Raw genomic sequence first — 16964 nt, forward strand, 5'->3', positions numbered from 1 at the left:
CCTCTGATGAAGTGCCCCTTTTGTGGTCATCAGGATACTCAGGTGAAGGACAGCCGGCCGTCGGACGACGGCTCGGCCATCCGACGCCGTCGATCCTGCCCCAACTGCAATGGGCGCTTCACCACCTTCGAGCGGGTGCAGCTGCGTGAGCTGGTGATCCTGAAGCGCAACGGCCGGCGCACGCCGTTCGAGCGCGACAAGCTGGAACGCTCGCTGGGCGTGGCCCTGCGCAAACGCCCGGTCCAGGCCGATCAGGTCGAGCAGATGGTCAACCGCATCGTCCGTCAACTGGAAAGCCTGGGCGAGACCGAAATCCCGTCCAGCACGGTCGGGGACTTCATCATGAAGGCGCTGAAGGGCGTCGATGAGGTGGCCTATGTCCGCTACGCCTCGGTCTACAAGGACTTCCGCCACACGGGCGATTTCGCCAAATTCCTCGGCGACGAAGGGTTCGACGAACCGTCCGGCAAGGCCTGATGCGGGTCACTCTGAAACTGGCGACCTCGCTGGATGGGCGCATCGCCACGGCGTCGGGCGAAAGCCAGTGGATCACCGGCGAGGCGGCGCGGCTGGAGGGCCACCGCCTGCGCGCCGCGAATGACGCCATTCTGGTCGGCGTCGAGACGGTTCTGCACGACGATCCCGAGATGACCGCCCGCCTGCCGGGCCGCAGCGTGGACCAGCCGCTGCGCGTGGTTCTGGACAGCCGCCTGCGGACGCCGGGGACGGCGAAACTGGCGGGGGAGAACACCCTGATCCTCACGGTCGCCGAGCCACACCCCGTTGGCGCGGCCAAAGTGAAACGGGTCGAGGCAGACCAGGGTCGGCCGGCCATCCCGGCTGTTCTGCAAGCTTTGAAAGCGGCGGGCGTCAAGTCGGTGTTGATCGAAGGCGGGGGGCAGGTCGCCGCATCATTTTTGCGCGCCGGCTTGGTGGATGCGCTGGAATGGTTCCGGGCCCCGATCCTGCTCGGCGGCGAGGGCAGGCCCTGCGTCGCTGCTTTGGCTCTTGCAAAGCTGTCCGACGCCCCCAAGTTCCGTCGCCTGGGCGTCGAGCCTGTCGGGGACGATCTGTGGGAACGCTACGCGCGTCTCTGACGCGGTAGATTCCAGACGATTGAGACTATTCAGACTGTGTTTTTCGGGTCCGAAAGGGGCCAGCGTCCAATGTTCACCGGCATCGTCACCGACATCGGCCGTGTCCGCGAGGTCCGCGAGACAGATCGCGACCGGCGTTATGAGATCGAGACCGTCTGGAACACTGACGACATCGACCTTGGCGCCTCCATCAGCCACGCGGGCTGCTGCCTGACGGTGACGGAAAAGGGGCACGATATACGGGGGGGCTGGTTCGCCGTCGAAGTGTCGAACGAGACCCTGTCCAAGACCACGCTGGGCGCCTGGAAGGCCGGCGACGGCGTCAATCTGGAGCGCGCCGCAAAGCTGGGCGACGAGATGGGCGGCCATGTGGTCTCGGGTCACGTCGACGGCCTGGGCCGGATCGTGTCGATCACGCCCGAGGGCGGGTCGCATCGGGTCGAGGTCGAGGCGCCCGCGCCCCTGCACCGCTACATCGCCGCCAAGGGGTCGATCACAGTCGATGGCGTATCCCTGACGGTGAATGCCGTCGAAGGCCGGGGCTTCTCGCTGAACATCATCCCGCATACGTGGGAGGTGACGACCCTGGGCCGTCTGAAGGCTGGCGATCCGGTCAATCTGGAGATCGACATGCTGGCGCGTTATCTCGCGCGGTGGCAGGAGACCGCATGATGCAATTGGCCGCCAACATGAACGACAGCCCGATCAGTCCCATCGAGGACATCCTGGAAGACGCCCGCAACGGTCGTCCCTACATCCTGGTGGACGCCGAGGACCGCGAGAATGAGGGGGACATCATCATCCCCGCCCAGTTCGCGACCCCTGACCAGATCAACTTCATGATCCGCCAGGCGCGCGGCCTGGTCTGCCTGGCCATCACAGCCGAGCGGGCGAACCAGCTGCGCCTGCCGCCGATGGCGGCCGACAATCGCGAGAGCATGAAGACCGCTTTCACCGTCTCGATCGAGGCCAAGGACGGCGTCACGACCGGCATCTCCGCCGCCGACCGCTCGCGCACCATTCACGTCGCTACCGATGCGTCGAAGGGCATGGACGACATCGTCTCGCCCGGCCACATCTTCCCTTTGGTGGCGCGCGATGGCGGCGTCCTGGTTCGCGCCGGCCACACCGAGGCGGCGGTGGACATCAGCCGCATGGCGGGCCTGACCCCGGCCGGGGTGATCTGCGAGATCATCAAGGACGACGGCGAGATGGCGCGGATGCCCGATCTGGTCGCCTTTGCGCAGCTGCACGGGCTGAAGATCGGCACCATCGCCGACCTTATCGCCTATCGCCGCCGCACCGAGCGGTTCGTCGAGCGGATCATGGATACGCCGTTCGAAAGCGTTCACGGCGGGCCTTTCCGCCTGATGCTGTACAAGAACACAATCGAGGGCGCCGAGCACGTCGCCCTGGTCAAGGGCCGGATCGACCCATCCAAGCCGACCCTGGTGCGGATGCACCAGGTGGACTTCGCCTGCGATCTGCTGGGCCATGTCGAGGCCCGCCAGGACTATGTGCCCACCGCCCTCAAGCAGATCACCGATCACGACGGCCCCGGCGTCGTCGTCTTCCTGCGGGATCCATCGCTGAACTCGCTGGCTGAACGGTTGGCGGGCGTGGACAAGCCGGCGGCGATGGATCGGTCGCTGCGCGCCTATGGCGTCGGGGCTCAGATCCTGCTGGACCTGGGCGTCAAGGACATGATCGTGATGAGTTCGACGCGACCCGAACCGACGGCGCTTGAGGGCTATGGCCTGCGCATCGTCGGCTGGCGCGACATGGATGGAGAAGACAAGGCGTGACTGACGCACCCCGTATTCTGATCGTCGAGGCGCGCTTCTACGATGACCTGGCCGACGCCCTGCTGGAAGGCGCCAAGGAGACGCTGAAGGCGCGCGGCGTCGACTTCGACGTCATCACCGTGCCCGGCGCGCTGGAAGTGCCGCCGGCGATCGCCCTGGCCGAGGAAGCCGGGCGTTTCCCGACCGCGCCCCGCTATGACGGCTATGTGGCCCTGGGGACGATCATCCGCGGCGAAACCTATCATTTCGAGATCGTTTCAGACCAATCGGCGGCCGGCATCATGGCCCTGGGCGTCAAGGGCGTGATCATCGGCAACGGCATCCTGACGACCGAGGACGAAGATCAGGCCTGGTATCGGGCGCGTCTTTCGGAAGGGGATAAGGGAGGCGGCGCGGCCAAGGCCTGCCTCGACCTCATTGCATTGAAGAAGCGGTTGCGTCATGGCGTCGGCGCATGACTGAACCGAACAGCGTCAAAGCCGTCCTCGAACAACTCGCCGAAGCCGAAAAGCAACGCGCCGAGCCCAATCTCAGCTCCAAGCAGCGCCGGGCACGCACCGTGTCGCGTCTCGCCGCCGTCCAGGCCCTGTACCAGATGGAGCTGGCAGGCGAAGGCGTGGAGACGGTGATCACCGAATTCTCGAACTTCCGCTTCGACACCGATATCGAGGGCGAAGCGCTCGCCGAGGCCGACGAGGCCTATTTCGCCGACATCGTGCGCGGCGTGATCGAAAGCCAGCGCGACATCGACGCCGCCATCAAGGCGCGCCTGGCCTCCAACTGGAAGCTTGAGCGGATCGACGCCACCCTGCGCGCCCTGCTGCGCTCCGGCGCCTGGGAGTTGATCAAACATCCCGAGACGCCGCGCGAGGTCGTGATCGACGAATATGTCGAGCTGGCCAAGGCCTTCTTCGACGACTCCGAAGCGCGCTTCGTCAATGCGGCGCTGGACGGCGTGTCCAGAGACACGCGCAAATAATGCCGGCGCTCGACGTCGCGGGCGAGTTCGAGACGATCGAGAGGCTGTTGCGGCCCCTGGCCCATCCCGAATGGGGCAGGGGGCTTGCCGACGATGTGGCGGTGTTGCCGTCCCGACAGGGCTATGACCTGGTCCTGACCAAGGACGCCATCGTCGAAGGGGTGCATTTCCTGCCCGACGATCCGCTGGATACGGTGGCCAGGAAGCTGTTGCGGGTGAACCTGTCGGACCTAGCGGCCAAGGGGGCCGAGTCGTTCGGTTATCTGCTCGCCTGTTTCTGGTCCGAGCGCTGCGGCTGGCCCGAGCGTGAGGCCTTTGCGGCGGGTCTTGCCGAGGATCAGGCCAGGTTCGGCGTCTTCCTGCTGGGCGGGGACACCGTGAAGACGCCCGGCCCCGCGACGTTCTCGCTGACGGCCCTGGGCTGGGTTCCGACGGGCGCGGCCGTATCGCGTGCGGGCGCCCAGGCGGGAGATCTGGTGTTCGTGACCGGCGCAATCGGCGACGGCCTGCTGGGTTTGAAGGCGGCCCGGGGCGAGCTGTCGCTTGAGCCTGAACGCCTCGCGGCCCTGGCGGACCACTATCGCACGCCGACGCCCAGGGTGGATTTCGCCGACGTCGTGCGGGACTTCGCGACGGCTTCCGTCGATGTGTCCGACGGACTGGCGGCCGATCTGGCCCATGTCGCGGAGGCGAGCGGGGTGGGCGTTTCGTTGAACCTGAACGTCCTGCCGCTGTCGGCGGCGGCCCAAGCCTGGTTTGCTGACCGGGTCGATCCGCAGCTGTCGTTGGAAGACCTGGCGAGCGGCGGCGACGACTATGAGATCGCCTTCACAGCCCATCCGCGCCACGAGGAAACCCTGCGTCGCGAGGCCGAACGCCGGTTGCTGCGTCTAACCCGGATCGGCGAGGTGACCGCCGGATCGGGCCTGACCGTCACCTATGACGGCCTGCCCATCGTAATGGCGCACGGCGGCTGGACCCACGGCTGACGTCGCAAGGGAATCCTAACGGCCTTGCGTCATAAGCGACGGATGAACCGTCGCTCGCTGATCGCCTCCGGAACCGCCGCTCTCGCCGGGGCGGCCGCCACATCCGCAACCGCATCGAGCAGCAGCGACGCGCCCGCCGCACCTGCCGCGCTGAGCATCGCCGGGCTTGGCCTGCCCGTGATCGAGGGCGGCCGATTGAGGAACTACGTCTTCGTGGCGCTGCGCCTTCAACTGGGGCGTGGCAAGACCGTCGAGCAGATGCGGCCCAAGGAGGCGTTTTTCCGTGACGCCTTGGTCAAGGCCGCGCATCGGACGCCGTTCACCGTCGCGGGCGATTGGACACGACTGAACGAACAGTCGCTGTCCGCCGCTGTCGTGTCGGCCGCAAACACGATCTCTGGACGAGGCTCGATCACCGGCGTCGAGGTCGTGTCGCAAAGCCCGAGACGTCGCACCGGCATGCCGACCACGCGTTGAGTGCTCGTCGATCACGGTTGCGCGACCTGTAAGGCCATGACACGCTCCCCTGGCAAATCCCAAAGAACGCACTGACGCGTTCGCCGCGTGCGGGGGGACCGGAAGGCGGACAGAGGCGATAATGCCCGACCGCGCCAAGGCCTGCGCGCCTGTTTGCAAGGGCATGGAAACGCCAATGACGAACTCACTTACGCTGGTCTTCGCGGCCGGTGTGCTGGCGGTGCTGTATGGCGCCTTACAGACCGCCGTGCTGATGAAGGCGAGCACCGGCAACGACAAGATGCGAGAGATCGCCGCCGCGATCCAGGAAGGCGCGTCCGCCTATCTGAAGCGGCAATATTTGACCATCGGCATCGTCGGGATCGTGATCCTGATCGCCGCCTATTTCCTGATCGGCATCTATGCCGCCATCGGCTTCCTGGTCGGGTCCGTCCTGTCCGGCGCGGCCGGTTATGCCGGGATGCTGATCTCGGTGCGAGCCAATGTGCGCACGGCCCAGGCGGCGTCCGAAAGCCTGTCCAAGGGTCTGAACCTGGCGTTCCGCTCGGGCGCCATCACCGGCATGTTCGTGGCGGGCGGGGCCCTGATCGGGGTGTCGGGCTACTATATTGTGCTGACCCACCATCTGGGACTGGCCTCGACCAGCCGCGAGGTGATCGATGGGCTGGTGGCGCTGGGCTTCGGCGCCTCGCTGATCTCGATCTTCGCGCGCCTGGGCGGCGGCATCTTCACTAAGGGTGCCGACGTGGGCGGCGACATGGTGGGCAAGGTCGAGGCCGGCATTCCCGAGGACGACCCTCGTAACGCCGCGACCATTGCAGACAACGTCGGGGACAATGTGGGCGACTGCGCCGGCATGGCGGCCGACCTGTTCGAGACCTATGCGGTGACGACCGTCGCGACCATGGTGCTGGCGGCGATCTTCTTCCGGGGGCAACCCTATGTGGACGTGATGATGGTCCTGCCGCTGGCGATCTGTGCGGTGTGCATCGTCACCTCCATCGTCGGCAGCTTCTTCGTGCGGCTGGGCAAGAGCCAGAACATCATGGGGGCGCTGTATCAGGGTCTGATCGTGACCGGCGTCCTGTCCATCTTCGCGGTCTGGTGGGTGATCGACCAGATGGTGACGGGACCGATCGTGACGGCAAGCGGTCTGGAAATCCAGCCGATGGCGCTGTTCTGGTCCGGCATGGTCGGTCTGGCGGTGACGGCGGCCATCGTGGTGGTGACCGAATACTACACCGGCTCGAACTTCCGGCCCGTGCGGTCGGTGGCCAACGCCTCTGTGTCCGGGCACGGCACCAACGTCATCCAGGGACTGGCGGTGTCGCTGGAATCCACGGCGCTCCCGGCGCTGACCATCATCGTCGGCATCGTGGCCAGCTTCCAGTTGGCGGGCCTGTTCGGCATCGCCATCGCCACCACGACCATGCTGGGCGTTGCGGGGATGATCGTGGCGCTGGACGCCTTTGGACCCGTGACGGACAACGCCGGCGGCATCGCCGAGATGGCGGGCCTGCCCAGCGACGTTCGGCATTCGACGGATGCGCTGGACGCCGTGGGCAATACGACCAAGGCCGTGACCAAAGGATACGCCATCGGTTCCGCGGGCCTCGGCGCGCTGGTGCTGTTCGCGGCCTATACGTCGGACCTGCAGTATTTCTCGGCCAATCCGGCGGACTATCCCTTCTTCGCCAACATGGGGCCGATCGCCTTCGACCTGACCAACCCCTACGTCGTCGTCGGCCTGCTGTTCGGAGGGCTGTTGCCCTTCCTGTTCGGAGGCATGTCGATGATGGCGGTCGGGCGTGCGGCCGAGGCCGTGGTCGCCGAGGTGCGGCGCCAGTTCCGCGAGAACCCCGGCATCATGACCTATGAGGTCAAGCCGGAATACGGGCGGGCGGTCGACATCCTGACCAAGGCGGCGATTCGCGAGATGATCGTGCCATCGCTGTTGCCGGTTCTGTCACCGATAGTCTTGTTCGTCGCCATCCTGACGATCTCGGACAAGGCCAACGCCTTCGCCTCTTTGGGCGCCATGCTCATGGGGGTAATCGTCACCGGCCTGTTCGTCGCCATCTCAATGACCTCGGGCGGCGGCGCCTGGGACAACGCCAAGAAGGTGATCGAGGAAGGCTTCACCGACAAGAACGGCGTCGTCCACGGCAAGGGGTCGGAAGCCCACAAGGCGGCCGTGACCGGCGATACGGTCGGCGATCCCTACAAGGACACGTCTGGTCCTGCGGTGAACCCGATGATCAAGATCACCAACATCGTCGCCCTGCTTCTGCTGGCGGTGCTGGCGAGCGGCAACATCGGCTAGAGCCTGATCGGTCGAGATGGAATCGCTTCGCGATTTCATCGATGCCGTGAATCAGGCTCCAGAATCATGCTGGACCGAAATCTGGGTTCAGATGGACTGCGTCCAACTGAACCGATTTCGGTCTAGGTCGAACGGCCGCCGATACGAAAACGCCCCGGAGAGCGATCTCCGGGGCGTCTTTGTTGAGATCGGTGAGCCGCCTTAGTCGGGGCGGCGTTGGCCAGGCGTGTTTTGTTCTGTCCGGGGCAATTGGCCACGACCGACGTTGCCGAGCAGTTGTTCCAGAACCGTCAGCTCACGACCGCGCGTCGGCGTCTGGTTGCGGTTTATGGCGATCTGCTCGCCGTCCGTCAGGCCCAGGGTGCGGACCGCCGCGACCTGATCGCCCTGAGGGACGAAAGTGATCTCGGTCACCGTTCGGGTCGAGACCTTGGGCAGGTTGTAGGTGTATTTTTCGGTCGTCTGGCTGATGTAGTACCAGACCTGATCAGGCTCGAAGGTCGAGGTGGTCGAGGGCGAGCCCAGCTTGGCCAGGACCGTTTCCTTGGTGTCCGTGCCGGCGACCACGTCCTGAGGCTTGGCGTCGATGGCCTGGAAGCCGTTGGAGCCGATGGTCGGAGCACAGGCGGCGGACAGGCCGGCCAGCGAAACGGCGACGAAAAGCGGGACGAAACGGGACATGGTCGGGCGCCTGCGAGAGAACAAGGTCTTTGACCTAGACGGACCTGCGTCCTAGTTCAACGGCGCGGCGGAAAAGGGGCCGTTGAAACCCATGCTCAAAAACCTGTTCAAACCCCGACCCGGCATCCGAATCGGCGATGATCTGTACGCCAAGGCCGTGAGCCAGGCGCGCAATCCGGCCTTCTATACGCGGCTGGCGGTCGCGGACCGCATCGACGCCCGATTCGAGCTTTATACGCTGCACGTGCTGTTGCTGGTGCTGCGGCTACGCGATGAGAATACGGCCCAGGGCCAGGATGCGGGACAGGCGGTGTTCGACGTCTATGTCTCGGCGCTCGATCATGCCCTACGCGAAGAAGGCGTGGGCGATGTCGCGGTCGGCAAGAAGATGCGCAAGCTAGGCGAGGCCCTGTATGGCCGGATGAACGCCTATGAGCAGCCTCTGCGCGCCGACGACGCCGTCGCTCTGGCGGAGGCGATGGCGAAGAATGTCTATGCTGAGCCGCAGGCGGCGCACGCTCAGACACTGGCGCACTATGCGCTGACCACGCGCGCGGCTCTGGCGGCGCAGGATTTCAACAAGGTGCTGGCGACGCCGGCCTGGGCGGAAGTTTGAGACAGATGAACGTGACGCTCCCCTACAGCGAGACGGTGCGGGTCAATCAGATCGGGGCCGGATTGAACCGGAAGCTCGAACCTGACGCAGACACGTGCAAACGAATCGCGCGTGCCCTGGACCTGCAAGGGCTCGACGACTTCGTGGTGGATTTCGACGTGAAGCCGACCCCGTCCACCAGCGAGTGGACCCTGAAAGGACGCATCACGGCCCATGCCGTTCAGTCCTGCGGCCTGACGCTTGAGCCCTTGCCCGTCGATGTGGATCGCCGCTTTTCGATCCAACTGGTCCAGGCCAAGCCTCAGGAGACTGAGGAGATCGAGGTCACGCTGGACGAGGAAGACGCCGACGTGATCGAGGACGGCAAGATCGACCTGGGTCAGTACGCCGTCGAACAACTGCTGCTGTCGCTGGATCCTTTCCCGCGCAAGCCGGGCGCGGAATTCGTGCAACCGGAGGAGCCGGGCGAGATTTCACCCTTCGCCGCCTTGAAGGCGCTTAAATCCCAGGACGATAAAGGCTGAGGTTGACGCAGGGGCCGGGTGGTTGCATCCCCCGGCTTCGGCGCTATCGTTCAGCGCATACTGCCAAGCGTCGCGCGACAAGACGACGCGGCCAAACGAGGTCCATTTGCCAGCCCCAGTTACGATCTCGCTTGACGCCATGGGCGGCGATCACGGGCCATCCGTCGTCGTTCCCGGCATCCGCAGCTACATCCGCACCCACGACGGCGAGGGGGTTCGTTTCCTGCTGCACGGCGACGAGGCCAAGGTCGCTCCCGAACTGGCGCGTTGCGGCCTGACGACGGACACCTGCGAAATCCGCCACACCGACAAGGTCGTGGCCATGGACGAAAAACCAGCCCAGGCCATGCGGAGGGGCAAGGGCTCCAGCCTGTGGAACGCCATCGAGGCGGTGAAGACGGGTCAGGCGGGCGGCGTCGTTTCGGCCGGGAACACCGGCGCCCTGATGGCGATCTCGAAACTGATTCTGCGCATGTCGGCGCCGGGCCTTGAGCGGCCGGCCATCGTCGCCAGCTGGCCGACCTTCAAAGGTCATACGGCGGTTCTGGACGTCGGCGCTAATATCGGCAGCGACGCCGAACAGCTGGTTGAGTTCGCCATCATGGGCGAGGCATTTCAGTCCGCGGTGCGCGGGATCGCGCGCCCGACAATCGGCCTGCTGAACGTCGGTTCGGAAGACATGAAGGGCAATGAACAGGTCAAGGAGGCGCACGCCATCCTGCGCGACGGCCCGTTCGACCTGAACTATCACGGCTTCGTCGAGGGCGACGACATCGCCAAGGGCACGGTCGACGTGGTCGTCACCGATGGCTTCACCGGCAATATCGCGCTGAAGACCGCCGAAGGCACGGCGCGCTACATCTCGGCCCTGTTGAAAGAGGCCCTGACCTCGAATCTGCAATCCAAGCTGGGCGCCGTAATCGCCATGCCGGCGCTGAAGAAGATGCGTCAGAAGATCGACCCGAGCACCATCAACGGCGGGCCTCTGCTGGGCCTGAACGGCATCGTCGTGAAGAGTCACGGCGGCGCAGACGCCAAGGGTTTCGGCAATGCGATCCGCATCGCTGTCGATCTGGCGCGCAGCGACTATATGAGCAAGGTGGGGGACAACCTGGGCAAGCTGGACGCGGTGTTCGATCATGCCGCCAAGCCTGCCGCATCCGTGGGAGAACCCCTTCAGTGAGCGTCACCCGCAGCGCCGTGACCGGCGTCGGCTCCTATCTGCCGGAGCAGATCGTCACCAACGCCGACCTGGCCAAGTTCGTCGATACGTCGGACGAATGGATCCAAGAGCGCACCGGCATCAAGCAGCGCCACAAGGCGCGCGACGACCAGCCGACCAGCGACCTGGCGGTCGAGGCCGCCAAGAAGGCGCTGGCCGATGCAGGCAAGAAGGCGACGGATGTCGATCTGATCATCGTGGCCACGACGACGCCCGACATGACCTTTCCGGCCGTCGCCTCGATCGTTCAGGCCAAACTGGGCGCCGGCGTCGGCATCGCCTTCGATGTTCAGGCCGTGTGTTCGGGCTTCGTCTACGCTTTGAGCGTCGCCGACGGTTTCGTGGCGCGCGGTCTGTCGAAATGCGCCCTGGTGATCGGGGCCGAGGAAATGACGAAGCTGATGGACTGGACCGACCGGACCACCTGCGTCCTGTTCGGCGACGGCGCCGGCGCCGTGGTGCTGGAACCGCGCGAAGGGCAGGGGACGTCCGACGACCAGGGCATGCTGGGCTTTGCGTTGCGCGCTGACGGCTCCAAGACCGATCTGCTTTATGTTGACGGCGGCCCGGCGACGACCGGGACAGTCGGCCATCTGCGTATGGCTGGCAATCAGGTCTTCCGCCACGCTGTGGTGAACATCGCTGAGGGCATCACCGCCGCCTGCGCCGCCGCGAACATCGAGATCGCGGACGTGGACTGGTTCGTGCCCCATCAGGCCAATCAGCGCATCATCAAGGGCGTCGGCGACCGGCTGGGTCTGGACGAAAACAAGGTGATCTCGACCGTGGCGACCCATGCCAACACCTCGGCCGCCTCCATCCCCCTGGCGCTGGACGCCGCGATCAAGGATGGTCGGATCAAGAAGGGCGACATGGTCCTGCTGGAAGCCATGGGAGGCGGCCTGACCTGGGGCGCCTGCGCGCTGCGACTTTAAATCGGCCATAGGCATTGATTTTTCGGGGCCTTTGCGGCCCTATGAATGCGAGCGGATCGCATGAGCGGGGATACGATGGCAGGCCAACAGACCGTGACGCGCGCTGACCTGTGCGAGGCTGTGCACAACGAGGTCGGCCTGTCGCGTCAGGAGTGCTCCAGCCTGGTGGAGCGCACCCTCGAACTGATCGTCGAATCGCTGGAACGCGGCGAGACGGTGAAACTATCCGGCTTTGGTGTTTTCCAGGTCCGCGAGAAACGCGCCCGCATGGGCCGCAATCCCAAGACCGGCGAACCGGCGGCGATCAATCCGCGCCGGGTCATCAGCTTCCGCGCCTCGCAGATCATGAAGAGCCGGGTTCACGACGCCGTCGTCGAGGACTGAGGCGCGTGGCCAAGAGCGCCGACGCCTTTCGCACCATTTCCGAAGCGGCCGAACAGGTCGGCGCGCCCCAGCATGTGCTTCGCTTCTGGGAGACGAAATTCGTCTTCGTGACGCCGGTTAAACGCGCAGGCGGGCGGCGCTTCTATCGCCCTCAGGACATCGCCGTCCTCAAGGCGGTCAAGCGGCTGTTGCACGATGACGGCCTGACGATTCGCGGCGTCCAGCGTCTGCACAAGGAACAGGGGCTGAAAAAGCTGATCGGGGCCGAAGCCGCCGCCCTGATCGAGGACGGCGATGTGGAGATCAGCCCTGCTTCGTCCAACGACGTTCGCCTCGAAACCTCGGATTTGCAGCAGGTTCTGGCTGATCTGGAGCAGGCGAAGGTTCGTCTGGACGCCGTTCTTTCACGGTAGGTGGAAAAGTCGTTTTAGCGTTTGCGGACGACGATCCCCCCGTCTATAGGGAGCGCCTTCGGAGCGTGGCGCAGCCTGGTAGCGCACTTGACTGGGGGTCAAGGGGTCGCAGGTTCGAATCCTGTCGCTCCGACCATTCTTGCAAAAGAATGATTGATGGTGGGGTCGTCCTTACGGGCGGCCCCATCGCCGTTTCTAGGCCTGACTCAGCCGCGCTCGGCCCACTTCAGCAGCGGGATGAGAGGCAGGCCCCAGGCGGTGCCGCCAATGCCAAAAAAGAGGAAGTCGATCCACTGCGATGGCGGCAACATTCCGCGCAGCGCGATCAGGCCCCACACCCAGAAGACCAGGAAGGCCAGCACGCCGATCGCGGCGACGAAGCGACGCAGACGCGGGTGCATCAGCGTTTGTTCCGAAACAGGAAGAAGGCGAGCAGGCAGAAGCCCGATCCGACCAAGGCCCACGGCACCCAGACCCAGCTGTCCATCGTGCTGATCGCGAACACGCGCACGGCCAGGAACCAGCCGCAGGCCAGCCCGACGCCGGACACCAGGCTGGTGCCGCCAAAGCCGCGACGGCCCGTCAAAAGGTCCGCGATCCAGGCCAGCAGCAGGCCGCCCACAGCGGCGGCGGCGATATCGGCGTATTGCAACCCTGATCTCCTGCGGCGTCATCGCCGTTAACTCAATCCGACTCGATCTTGTCGCTCCAGGGGGGCATACCGCACCGGTCGCGATTTGATCATCGTCGAGCGCGACACCATATCCGGGTCAGCGTCAGGCGTCGAATGAACCGTTTCGGAAATCCAGATCGCAATCGCGTCGTCGGCGTGTGGCTGTTCGCCACGGCGGCCATCGTCTTTTTGATGGTCGTGATCGGAGGCATCACCCGCCTGACCGGATCGGGTCTGTCGATCACCGAATGGAAGCCCATCATGGGCGCCATCCCGCCGCTGAACGCCGCCCAGTGGGCCGAGGCGTTCGAGAAATACAAACAGATTCCCCAGTACGCCCAGATCAACGCCGGCATGAGCCTGGGCGAGTTTCAAGGCATCTTCTGGTGGGAATGGCTGCACCGGCTGATCGGCCGCCTGGTCGGCATGGTGTTCGCCCTGCCGCTGGTCTTCTTCCTGCTGTGCCGCATCGCGCCGCCGCGTTCGCTGTTCCGTCAGTGGGCCATGCCGGATCGGCTGATCTGGCGCTGTGTCTTGCTGTTGGCCCTTGGCGGCCTGCAGGGGCTGATCGGCTGGTGGATGGTGTCCAGCGGCCTGTCCGAACGGGTCAGCGTCGCGCCAGAGCGGCTGGCGACGCACCTGGGCCTGGCCTTCATCCTGTTCGCGGCCCTCATCTGGACTGGGCTGGAGGCCTGGAACGGCGAGGACCACGGACGGCCGCCGGTCGGCTGGGCGCGCGGCGCCGGTTTCCTGCTGGGCGCGGTCTTCGTGCAGTGCCTGCTGGGCGCCCTGGTCGCGGGCGGCCATGCCGGACTGGTCTATACCGACTGGCCGCTGATGAACGGGGCCGTGCTGCCGCCGGCCGACTGGAGCCTGGGGGCGAGCGCCTTCCTGCACGACCAGGCCCTGACGCAGTTCAATCACCGGCTGGTGGCCTATGGGCTGCTGATCGCCGTCAGCATCTATGCCTTCCAGGCCTGGCGCTGGCGCGTGGCCGAGGGGATGGGCCTGGCCGCCTTCATCCTGGCGGGTGTGGTGTGGTTCCAGGCCCTGCTGGGGATCGTCACCCTGATGCACGCCGTGCCGGTGTGGCTGGGTGTGCTGCATCAGGGTGGGGCCGCCGTCGTGCTGGCCGTGGCGACGGCGAACCTGTGGCTGGTGTTGCGGGCTCAGCCTCGCATCTTCATGTCCGGACCGCGCTCCATGGGCCGGTGATCGCGAAGGTCACGCCGGGATACTGGATGTTGACGAACAATGTCCTGCCGTCAGGCGAGAAGACCGCGCCCGCGAACTCCGAGTTTCCCTGAAACACGTTGCGGCCCAGGGTGTAGATCCTGCCGTCCGGCGTGACGCCCTTCAGGTGATTGCGGATCGCGCTGGAATAGTTGTCTTCGCACACGATCAGATGGCCCCATGGCGCGATGGTGATGTTGTCGCCCATGTTCAGCGTCTTCTCGTTCGTGCTTTCGACGAACAGCTGGAGGCGGCCGGGACGACGTGTCTCGCCGGGGCGGCCTTCTTCGGGCGAGGGAACATAACGCAGGATCTGGCCGCGCTGGATCGAGCCGCCCGAGGTGGCGGTCAGATACATTTCGCCGTCGCCCCACCAGATGCCTTCGCCCCGCGCGACCAGGGCGGCGCCTTCGGCATGGCCGCGCTGGCGCAGGTCGCCTTGCGGGCTCTCGACGTCGGCCATGTCGATCCAGTCGACGCTCAGCCAGTCGCCGACCGACCAGACTCGGGCGTCATGGTTCGAGGTGTCGACGCCCTTGTGATCGCGCAGCACCATGGCCTGAAGTCGGCCGCCCTTGATCAGTTCGCCGGGCGCGTTGGGAATGAAGCGGTAAAACAGGCCGTCGGCCCGGTCCTCCGTCAGATAGACGATGCCGGTGCGCGGATCGACGCAGACCGCTTCGTGGTCGAACCGGCCCATAGCCTTCAGCGGGACTGGATCGACCAGGCCCTCGGCGCGCGCCGGCACCTCGAAGACATAGCCGTGTTCCTTGGTCACGTCGGCGTCGGCGGGGGTTTCCTCCGTCTCCTCGCAGGTCAGCCACGAACCCCAGGGCGTGTGCCCGCCGCAGCAGTTGGTGCTGGTCCCGGCCAGGCTGAGGTGCTGGCGCTCGGTCTTGCCGGTCGCCATATCGTAAACGACCGTGGTCGTGCCGCCGGGCAGGGGGCGGCCGTCCTTGTAGGTGTCATAGGCGCGGCCGGCGTCCAGCAGGTCGATGCGCTGCTGGTTGTAGCCGCCGGGGCCCCAGTTGCGGTGGGCGGCGGACGAACCCTTGAGTTCGTGGTTGCGGACCAGGGCGACACGGTTTCCATCGAGGGCGAAACAGCCCATGCCGTCGAACTGACCGGGGACCAGCAGGCCGTCGGCCATGGTCTCGCCGCCCTGTGACACGATGCGGTAGGAGAAGCCCTCGGGCAGGTCGAGCATGCCGTTGGGATCGCGCTTCAGCGGACCGTAGCCCTCGACCTCGTTGACGTAGGTTTCCTCGGCGGCGGCCTGGACGCTGTGGGCCAGACCCAAGAAGGCGAGGGCGGCGCTGGAGCCGATCAGGCTGCGACGGTGAAGGATCATGAGAGGGCTCCGAGAGAACATCGGCCCTCCGATGGCCCGAAAAGGTCATGGTTTGATGACGGAAGGCGTTATTTCGTAACGCTGAAAGCCGCAATGCGCCGGGTATTTTAATACCGTATTTATAATCACCAACAATAACAGCATCTTGTGGTCATTGTGACGCATTCGAACGCGTTGACGCGACCAATCGTCTCCTGTATCAGCGCGCCTTCATTCGGTTCCCTCGGGGGCCGGACCCGATTTTCGTCTCCAGGAACCCTCTCAATGCTGAAGAGCACTACGGCTTCGTTGAAGCCGGCTGAGGTCGAGAAGAAGTGGATCCACATCGACGCCGAAGGCGTCGTGGTGGGCCGCCTCGCGACCTTCATCGCCAATCGTCTGCGCGGCAAGCACCGCGGCGACTACACCCCGCACGTTGACTGCGGCGACTATGTCGTCGTGACCAACGTCGACAAGGTCGTGTTCACCGGCAAGAAGTCGACCGACAAGGTCTATTATCGCCACACCGGCCACCCGGGCGGCGTCAAGTCGACCACGCCTGAGAAGGTTCTGGGCGGTCGCTTCCCCGAGCGCGTGCTTGAGAAGGCCGTCGAACGCATGCTGCCGAAAGAAAGCCCCCTGGCCCGCAAGCAGATGACGCACCTGCGCCTGTTCGCCGGCGGCGCACACGAACACGAAGCCCAGCAACCGGAAACGATCGACTTCGCGTCGGCGTCGCCCAAGAACACCCGGAGCGCCTGAGCATGACTGACGCGACGCAAGACACCGCCGCCACCGGCTTCGACGCCCTGAAGGGCCTGAGCTCTTCGGTCGAGAACGACGCCCCCGTCTATGTCCAGAAGCTGGACGCCCAGGGCCGCGCCTATTCGACCGGCAAGCGCAAGAACGCGATCGCTCGCGTCTGGGTCAAGCCCGGCACGGGCAAGATCACCGTCAACGGCAAGGACCAGGAGCAGTATTTCGCTCGTCCCGTGCTGCGCATGATGATCGCCCAGCCGCTGACCGTTTCGGACCGCGCCACCCAGTATGACGTAATCTGCACCGTCGAAGGTTCGGGTCTGTCGGGCCAGGCCGGCGCCATCCGCCACGGCCTGTCGCACGCCCTGACGCACTTCGAGCCGGAACTGCGCAAGGTCCTGAAGCCGCACGGCTTCCTGACCCGCGACAGCCGCGTCGTGGAGCGCAAGAAGTACGGCCGCGCCAAGGCACGCCGTTCCTTCCAGTTCTCGAAGCGCTAATCGCGTTCACGCGGTTTGGATTTG

22 protein-coding genes and 1 tRNA gene are annotated in these 16964 nt (G+C 65.3%); 19 read left to right on the top strand and 4 right to left on the bottom strand.

What is annotated here, in order from left to right:
* Positions 1-6: 6 nt before the first annotated feature.
* The 9 genes from nrdR (at position 7) to WC597_RS04235 (ending at position 7670) form a co-directional block, all read left to right on the top strand.
* Positions 7-477, top strand: a complete 471-nt coding sequence (gene nrdR / locus WC597_RS04195) for a transcriptional regulator NrdR (protein ID WP_135195991.1) — start codon at positions 7-9, stop codon at positions 475-477.
* Entirely contained in the window at positions 477-1097 is a 621-nt protein-coding gene (locus WC597_RS04200; protein WP_372692004.1) for a RibD family protein, read from the top strand. Before nrdR ends, WC597_RS04200 begins: the two co-directional genes overlap by 1 nt.
* Before the next feature lie 69 nt (positions 1098-1166).
* Positions 1167-1769 carry a riboflavin synthase gene (locus WC597_RS04205; protein WP_372692005.1) on the top strand — a complete coding sequence of 201 codons (603 nt, stop codon included), beginning with the start codon at positions 1167-1169 and terminating at the stop codon, positions 1767-1769.
* Positions 1766-2902: a 3,4-dihydroxy-2-butanone-4-phosphate synthase gene (ribB, locus tag WC597_RS04210; RefSeq protein WP_372692006.1), complete on the top strand. Its 1137-nt coding sequence runs from the start codon at positions 1766-1768 to the stop codon at positions 2900-2902. Before WC597_RS04205 ends, ribB begins: the two co-directional genes overlap by 4 nt.
* The gene (ribH, locus tag WC597_RS04215; protein ID WP_372692007.1) at positions 2899-3360 is read left to right on the top strand and encodes a 6,7-dimethyl-8-ribityllumazine synthase; all 462 of its coding nucleotides are present in this window, start codon (positions 2899-2901) and stop codon (positions 3358-3360) included. The genes ribB and ribH overlap by 4 nt, the downstream gene beginning before the upstream one ends.
* A complete protein-coding gene (nusB, locus tag WC597_RS04220; RefSeq protein ID WP_159851412.1) occupies positions 3357-3881 on the top strand; it encodes a transcription antitermination factor NusB in 525 nt (174 codons plus the stop codon). The genes ribH and nusB overlap by 4 nt, the downstream gene beginning before the upstream one ends.
* Positions 3881-4870 (top strand): thiamine-phosphate kinase, encoded by a 990-nt coding sequence (gene thiL, locus WC597_RS04225; RefSeq protein ID WP_372692008.1) that lies wholly within the window; start codon positions 3881-3883, stop codon positions 4868-4870. The genes nusB and thiL overlap by 1 nt, the downstream gene beginning before the upstream one ends.
* A gap of 42 nt (positions 4871-4912) precedes the next feature.
* On the top strand, positions 4913-5347 hold the full coding sequence (locus WC597_RS04230) for a hypothetical protein (RefSeq protein WP_372692010.1): 435 nt from the start codon (positions 4913-4915) through the stop codon (positions 5345-5347).
* Between the two features lie 175 nt (positions 5348-5522).
* Entirely contained in the window at positions 5523-7670 is a 2148-nt protein-coding gene (locus tag WC597_RS04235; RefSeq protein ID WP_372692011.1) for a sodium-translocating pyrophosphatase, read from the top strand.
* Between the two features lie 201 nt (positions 7671-7871).
* Here WC597_RS04235 and WC597_RS04240 read toward each other — a convergent pair whose 3' ends face one another.
* Positions 7872-8351, bottom strand: a complete 480-nt coding sequence (locus tag WC597_RS04240) for an outer membrane protein assembly factor BamE (RefSeq protein ID WP_372692012.1) — start codon at positions 8349-8351, stop codon at positions 7872-7874.
* A gap of 91 nt (positions 8352-8442) precedes the next feature.
* Between WC597_RS04240 and WC597_RS04245 the strand changes: the two genes are divergently transcribed.
* From WC597_RS04245 to WC597_RS04275, 7 genes are all read left to right on the top strand, one after another.
* Positions 8443-8967: a ubiquinol-cytochrome C chaperone family protein gene (locus tag WC597_RS04245; protein WP_372692014.1), complete on the top strand. Its 525-nt coding sequence runs from the start codon at positions 8443-8445 to the stop codon at positions 8965-8967.
* A 5-nt stretch (positions 8968-8972) separates the two neighbouring features.
* A complete protein-coding gene (locus WC597_RS04250) occupies positions 8973-9491 on the top strand; it encodes a DUF177 domain-containing protein (protein WP_372692015.1) in 519 nt (172 codons plus the stop codon).
* A gap of 106 nt (positions 9492-9597) precedes the next feature.
* The gene (gene plsX / locus WC597_RS04255; protein WP_372692016.1) at positions 9598-10674 is read left to right on the top strand and encodes a phosphate acyltransferase PlsX; all 1077 of its coding nucleotides are present in this window, start codon (positions 9598-9600) and stop codon (positions 10672-10674) included.
* The gene (locus WC597_RS04260) at positions 10671-11648 is read left to right on the top strand and encodes a beta-ketoacyl-ACP synthase III (RefSeq protein ID WP_372692017.1); all 978 of its coding nucleotides are present in this window, start codon (positions 10671-10673) and stop codon (positions 11646-11648) included. The genes plsX and WC597_RS04260 overlap by 4 nt, the downstream gene beginning before the upstream one ends.
* A gap of 75 nt (positions 11649-11723) precedes the next feature.
* The gene (locus tag WC597_RS04265) at positions 11724-12032 is read left to right on the top strand and encodes an integration host factor subunit alpha (RefSeq protein ID WP_135196090.1); all 309 of its coding nucleotides are present in this window, start codon (positions 11724-11726) and stop codon (positions 12030-12032) included.
* A gap of 5 nt (positions 12033-12037) precedes the next feature.
* Complete coding sequence (locus WC597_RS04270; protein ID WP_372692018.1) at positions 12038-12445, top strand: MerR family transcriptional regulator; 408 nt, start codon at positions 12038-12040, stop codon at positions 12443-12445.
* A gap of 59 nt (positions 12446-12504) precedes the next feature.
* Positions 12505-12581 (top strand) — tRNA-Pro (locus WC597_RS04275).
* Between the two features lie 70 nt (positions 12582-12651).
* Here WC597_RS04275 and WC597_RS04280 read toward each other — a convergent pair.
* Both WC597_RS04280 and WC597_RS04285 read right to left on the bottom strand, forming a co-directional pair.
* Positions 12652-12846 (bottom strand): DUF2842 domain-containing protein, encoded by a 195-nt coding sequence (locus WC597_RS04280; RefSeq protein WP_372692019.1) that lies wholly within the window; start codon positions 12844-12846, stop codon positions 12652-12654.
* Positions 12846-13097, bottom strand: coding sequence for a transglycosylase (locus tag WC597_RS04285; protein WP_372692020.1), 252 nt, complete (start codon positions 13095-13097; stop codon positions 12846-12848). Before WC597_RS04285 ends, WC597_RS04280 begins: the two co-directional genes overlap by 1 nt.
* A 135-nt stretch (positions 13098-13232) precedes the next feature.
* Here WC597_RS04285 and WC597_RS04290 point away from each other — a divergent pair, with 135 nt between their 5' ends.
* Positions 13233-14333, top strand: coding sequence for a COX15/CtaA family protein (locus tag WC597_RS04290; RefSeq protein WP_372692021.1), 1101 nt, complete (start codon positions 13233-13235; stop codon positions 14331-14333).
* Here the strand turns inward: WC597_RS04290 and WC597_RS04295 are convergent.
* Positions 14302-15702, bottom strand: coding sequence for an alkaline phosphatase PhoX (locus tag WC597_RS04295; RefSeq protein ID WP_372692022.1), 1401 nt, complete (start codon positions 15700-15702; stop codon positions 14302-14304). The genes WC597_RS04290 and WC597_RS04295 overlap by 32 nt on opposite strands.
* A gap of 267 nt (positions 15703-15969) precedes the next feature.
* On the opposite strand from WC597_RS04295, the gene rplM reads away from it, so the two are divergent.
* Positions 15970-16443, top strand: coding sequence for a 50S ribosomal protein L13 (gene rplM / locus WC597_RS04300; RefSeq protein ID WP_159851782.1), 474 nt, complete (start codon positions 15970-15972; stop codon positions 16441-16443).
* Between the two features lie 2 nt (positions 16444-16445).
* The gene (rpsI, locus tag WC597_RS04305) at positions 16446-16940 is read left to right on the top strand and encodes a 30S ribosomal protein S9 (protein WP_135195973.1); all 495 of its coding nucleotides are present in this window, start codon (positions 16446-16448) and stop codon (positions 16938-16940) included.
* Positions 16941-16964 lie beyond the last annotated feature (24 nt).

The organism is Brevundimonas sp., from assembly GCF_041648115.1.
Taxonomy (GTDB): Bacteria; Pseudomonadota; Alphaproteobacteria; order Caulobacterales; family Caulobacteraceae; genus Brevundimonas.

What these genes read in the sequence shown, in the direction of transcription:
- WC597_RS04250 (WP_372692015.1), top strand. Translation starts at nt 8,973, where the DNA reads ATGAACGTGACGCTCCCCTACAGCGAGACGGTGCGGGTCAATCAGATC.
- nrdR (WP_135195991.1), top strand. Translation starts at nt 7, where the DNA reads ATGAAGTGCCCCTTTTGTGGTCATCAGGATACTCAGGTGAAGGACAGC.
- WC597_RS04295 (WP_372692022.1), bottom strand. Translation starts at nt 15,702, where the DNA reads ATGATCCTTCACCGTCGCAGCCTGATCGGCTCCAGCGCCGCCCTCGCC.
- WC597_RS04280 (WP_372692019.1), bottom strand. Translation starts at nt 12,846, where the DNA reads ATGCACCCGCGTCTGCGTCGCTTCGTCGCCGCGATCGGCGTGCTGGCC.
- rpsI (WP_135195973.1), top strand. Translation starts at nt 16,446, where the DNA reads ATGACTGACGCGACGCAAGACACCGCCGCCACCGGCTTCGACGCCCTG.
- WC597_RS04290 (WP_372692021.1), top strand. Translation starts at nt 13,233, where the DNA reads ATGAACCGTTTCGGAAATCCAGATCGCAATCGCGTCGTCGGCGTGTGG.
- nusB (WP_159851412.1), top strand. Translation starts at nt 3,357, where the DNA reads ATGACTGAACCGAACAGCGTCAAAGCCGTCCTCGAACAACTCGCCGAA.
- WC597_RS04265 (WP_135196090.1), top strand. Translation starts at nt 11,724, where the DNA reads ATGGCAGGCCAACAGACCGTGACGCGCGCTGACCTGTGCGAGGCTGTG.
- WC597_RS04205 (WP_372692005.1), top strand. Translation starts at nt 1,167, where the DNA reads ATGTTCACCGGCATCGTCACCGACATCGGCCGTGTCCGCGAGGTCCGC.
- WC597_RS04245 (WP_372692014.1), top strand. Translation starts at nt 8,443, where the DNA reads ATGCTCAAAAACCTGTTCAAACCCCGACCCGGCATCCGAATCGGCGAT.
- WC597_RS04240 (WP_372692012.1), bottom strand. Translation starts at nt 8,351, where the DNA reads ATGTCCCGTTTCGTCCCGCTTTTCGTCGCCGTTTCGCTGGCCGGCCTG.
- thiL (WP_372692008.1), top strand. Translation starts at nt 3,881, where the DNA reads ATGCCGGCGCTCGACGTCGCGGGCGAGTTCGAGACGATCGAGAGGCTG.
- WC597_RS04230 (WP_372692010.1), top strand. Translation starts at nt 4,913, where the DNA reads ATGAACCGTCGCTCGCTGATCGCCTCCGGAACCGCCGCTCTCGCCGGG.
- WC597_RS04200 (WP_372692004.1), top strand. Translation starts at nt 477, where the DNA reads ATGCGGGTCACTCTGAAACTGGCGACCTCGCTGGATGGGCGCATCGCC.
- ribB (WP_372692006.1), top strand. Translation starts at nt 1,766, where the DNA reads ATGATGCAATTGGCCGCCAACATGAACGACAGCCCGATCAGTCCCATC.
- WC597_RS04235 (WP_372692011.1), top strand. Translation starts at nt 5,523, where the DNA reads ATGACGAACTCACTTACGCTGGTCTTCGCGGCCGGTGTGCTGGCGGTG.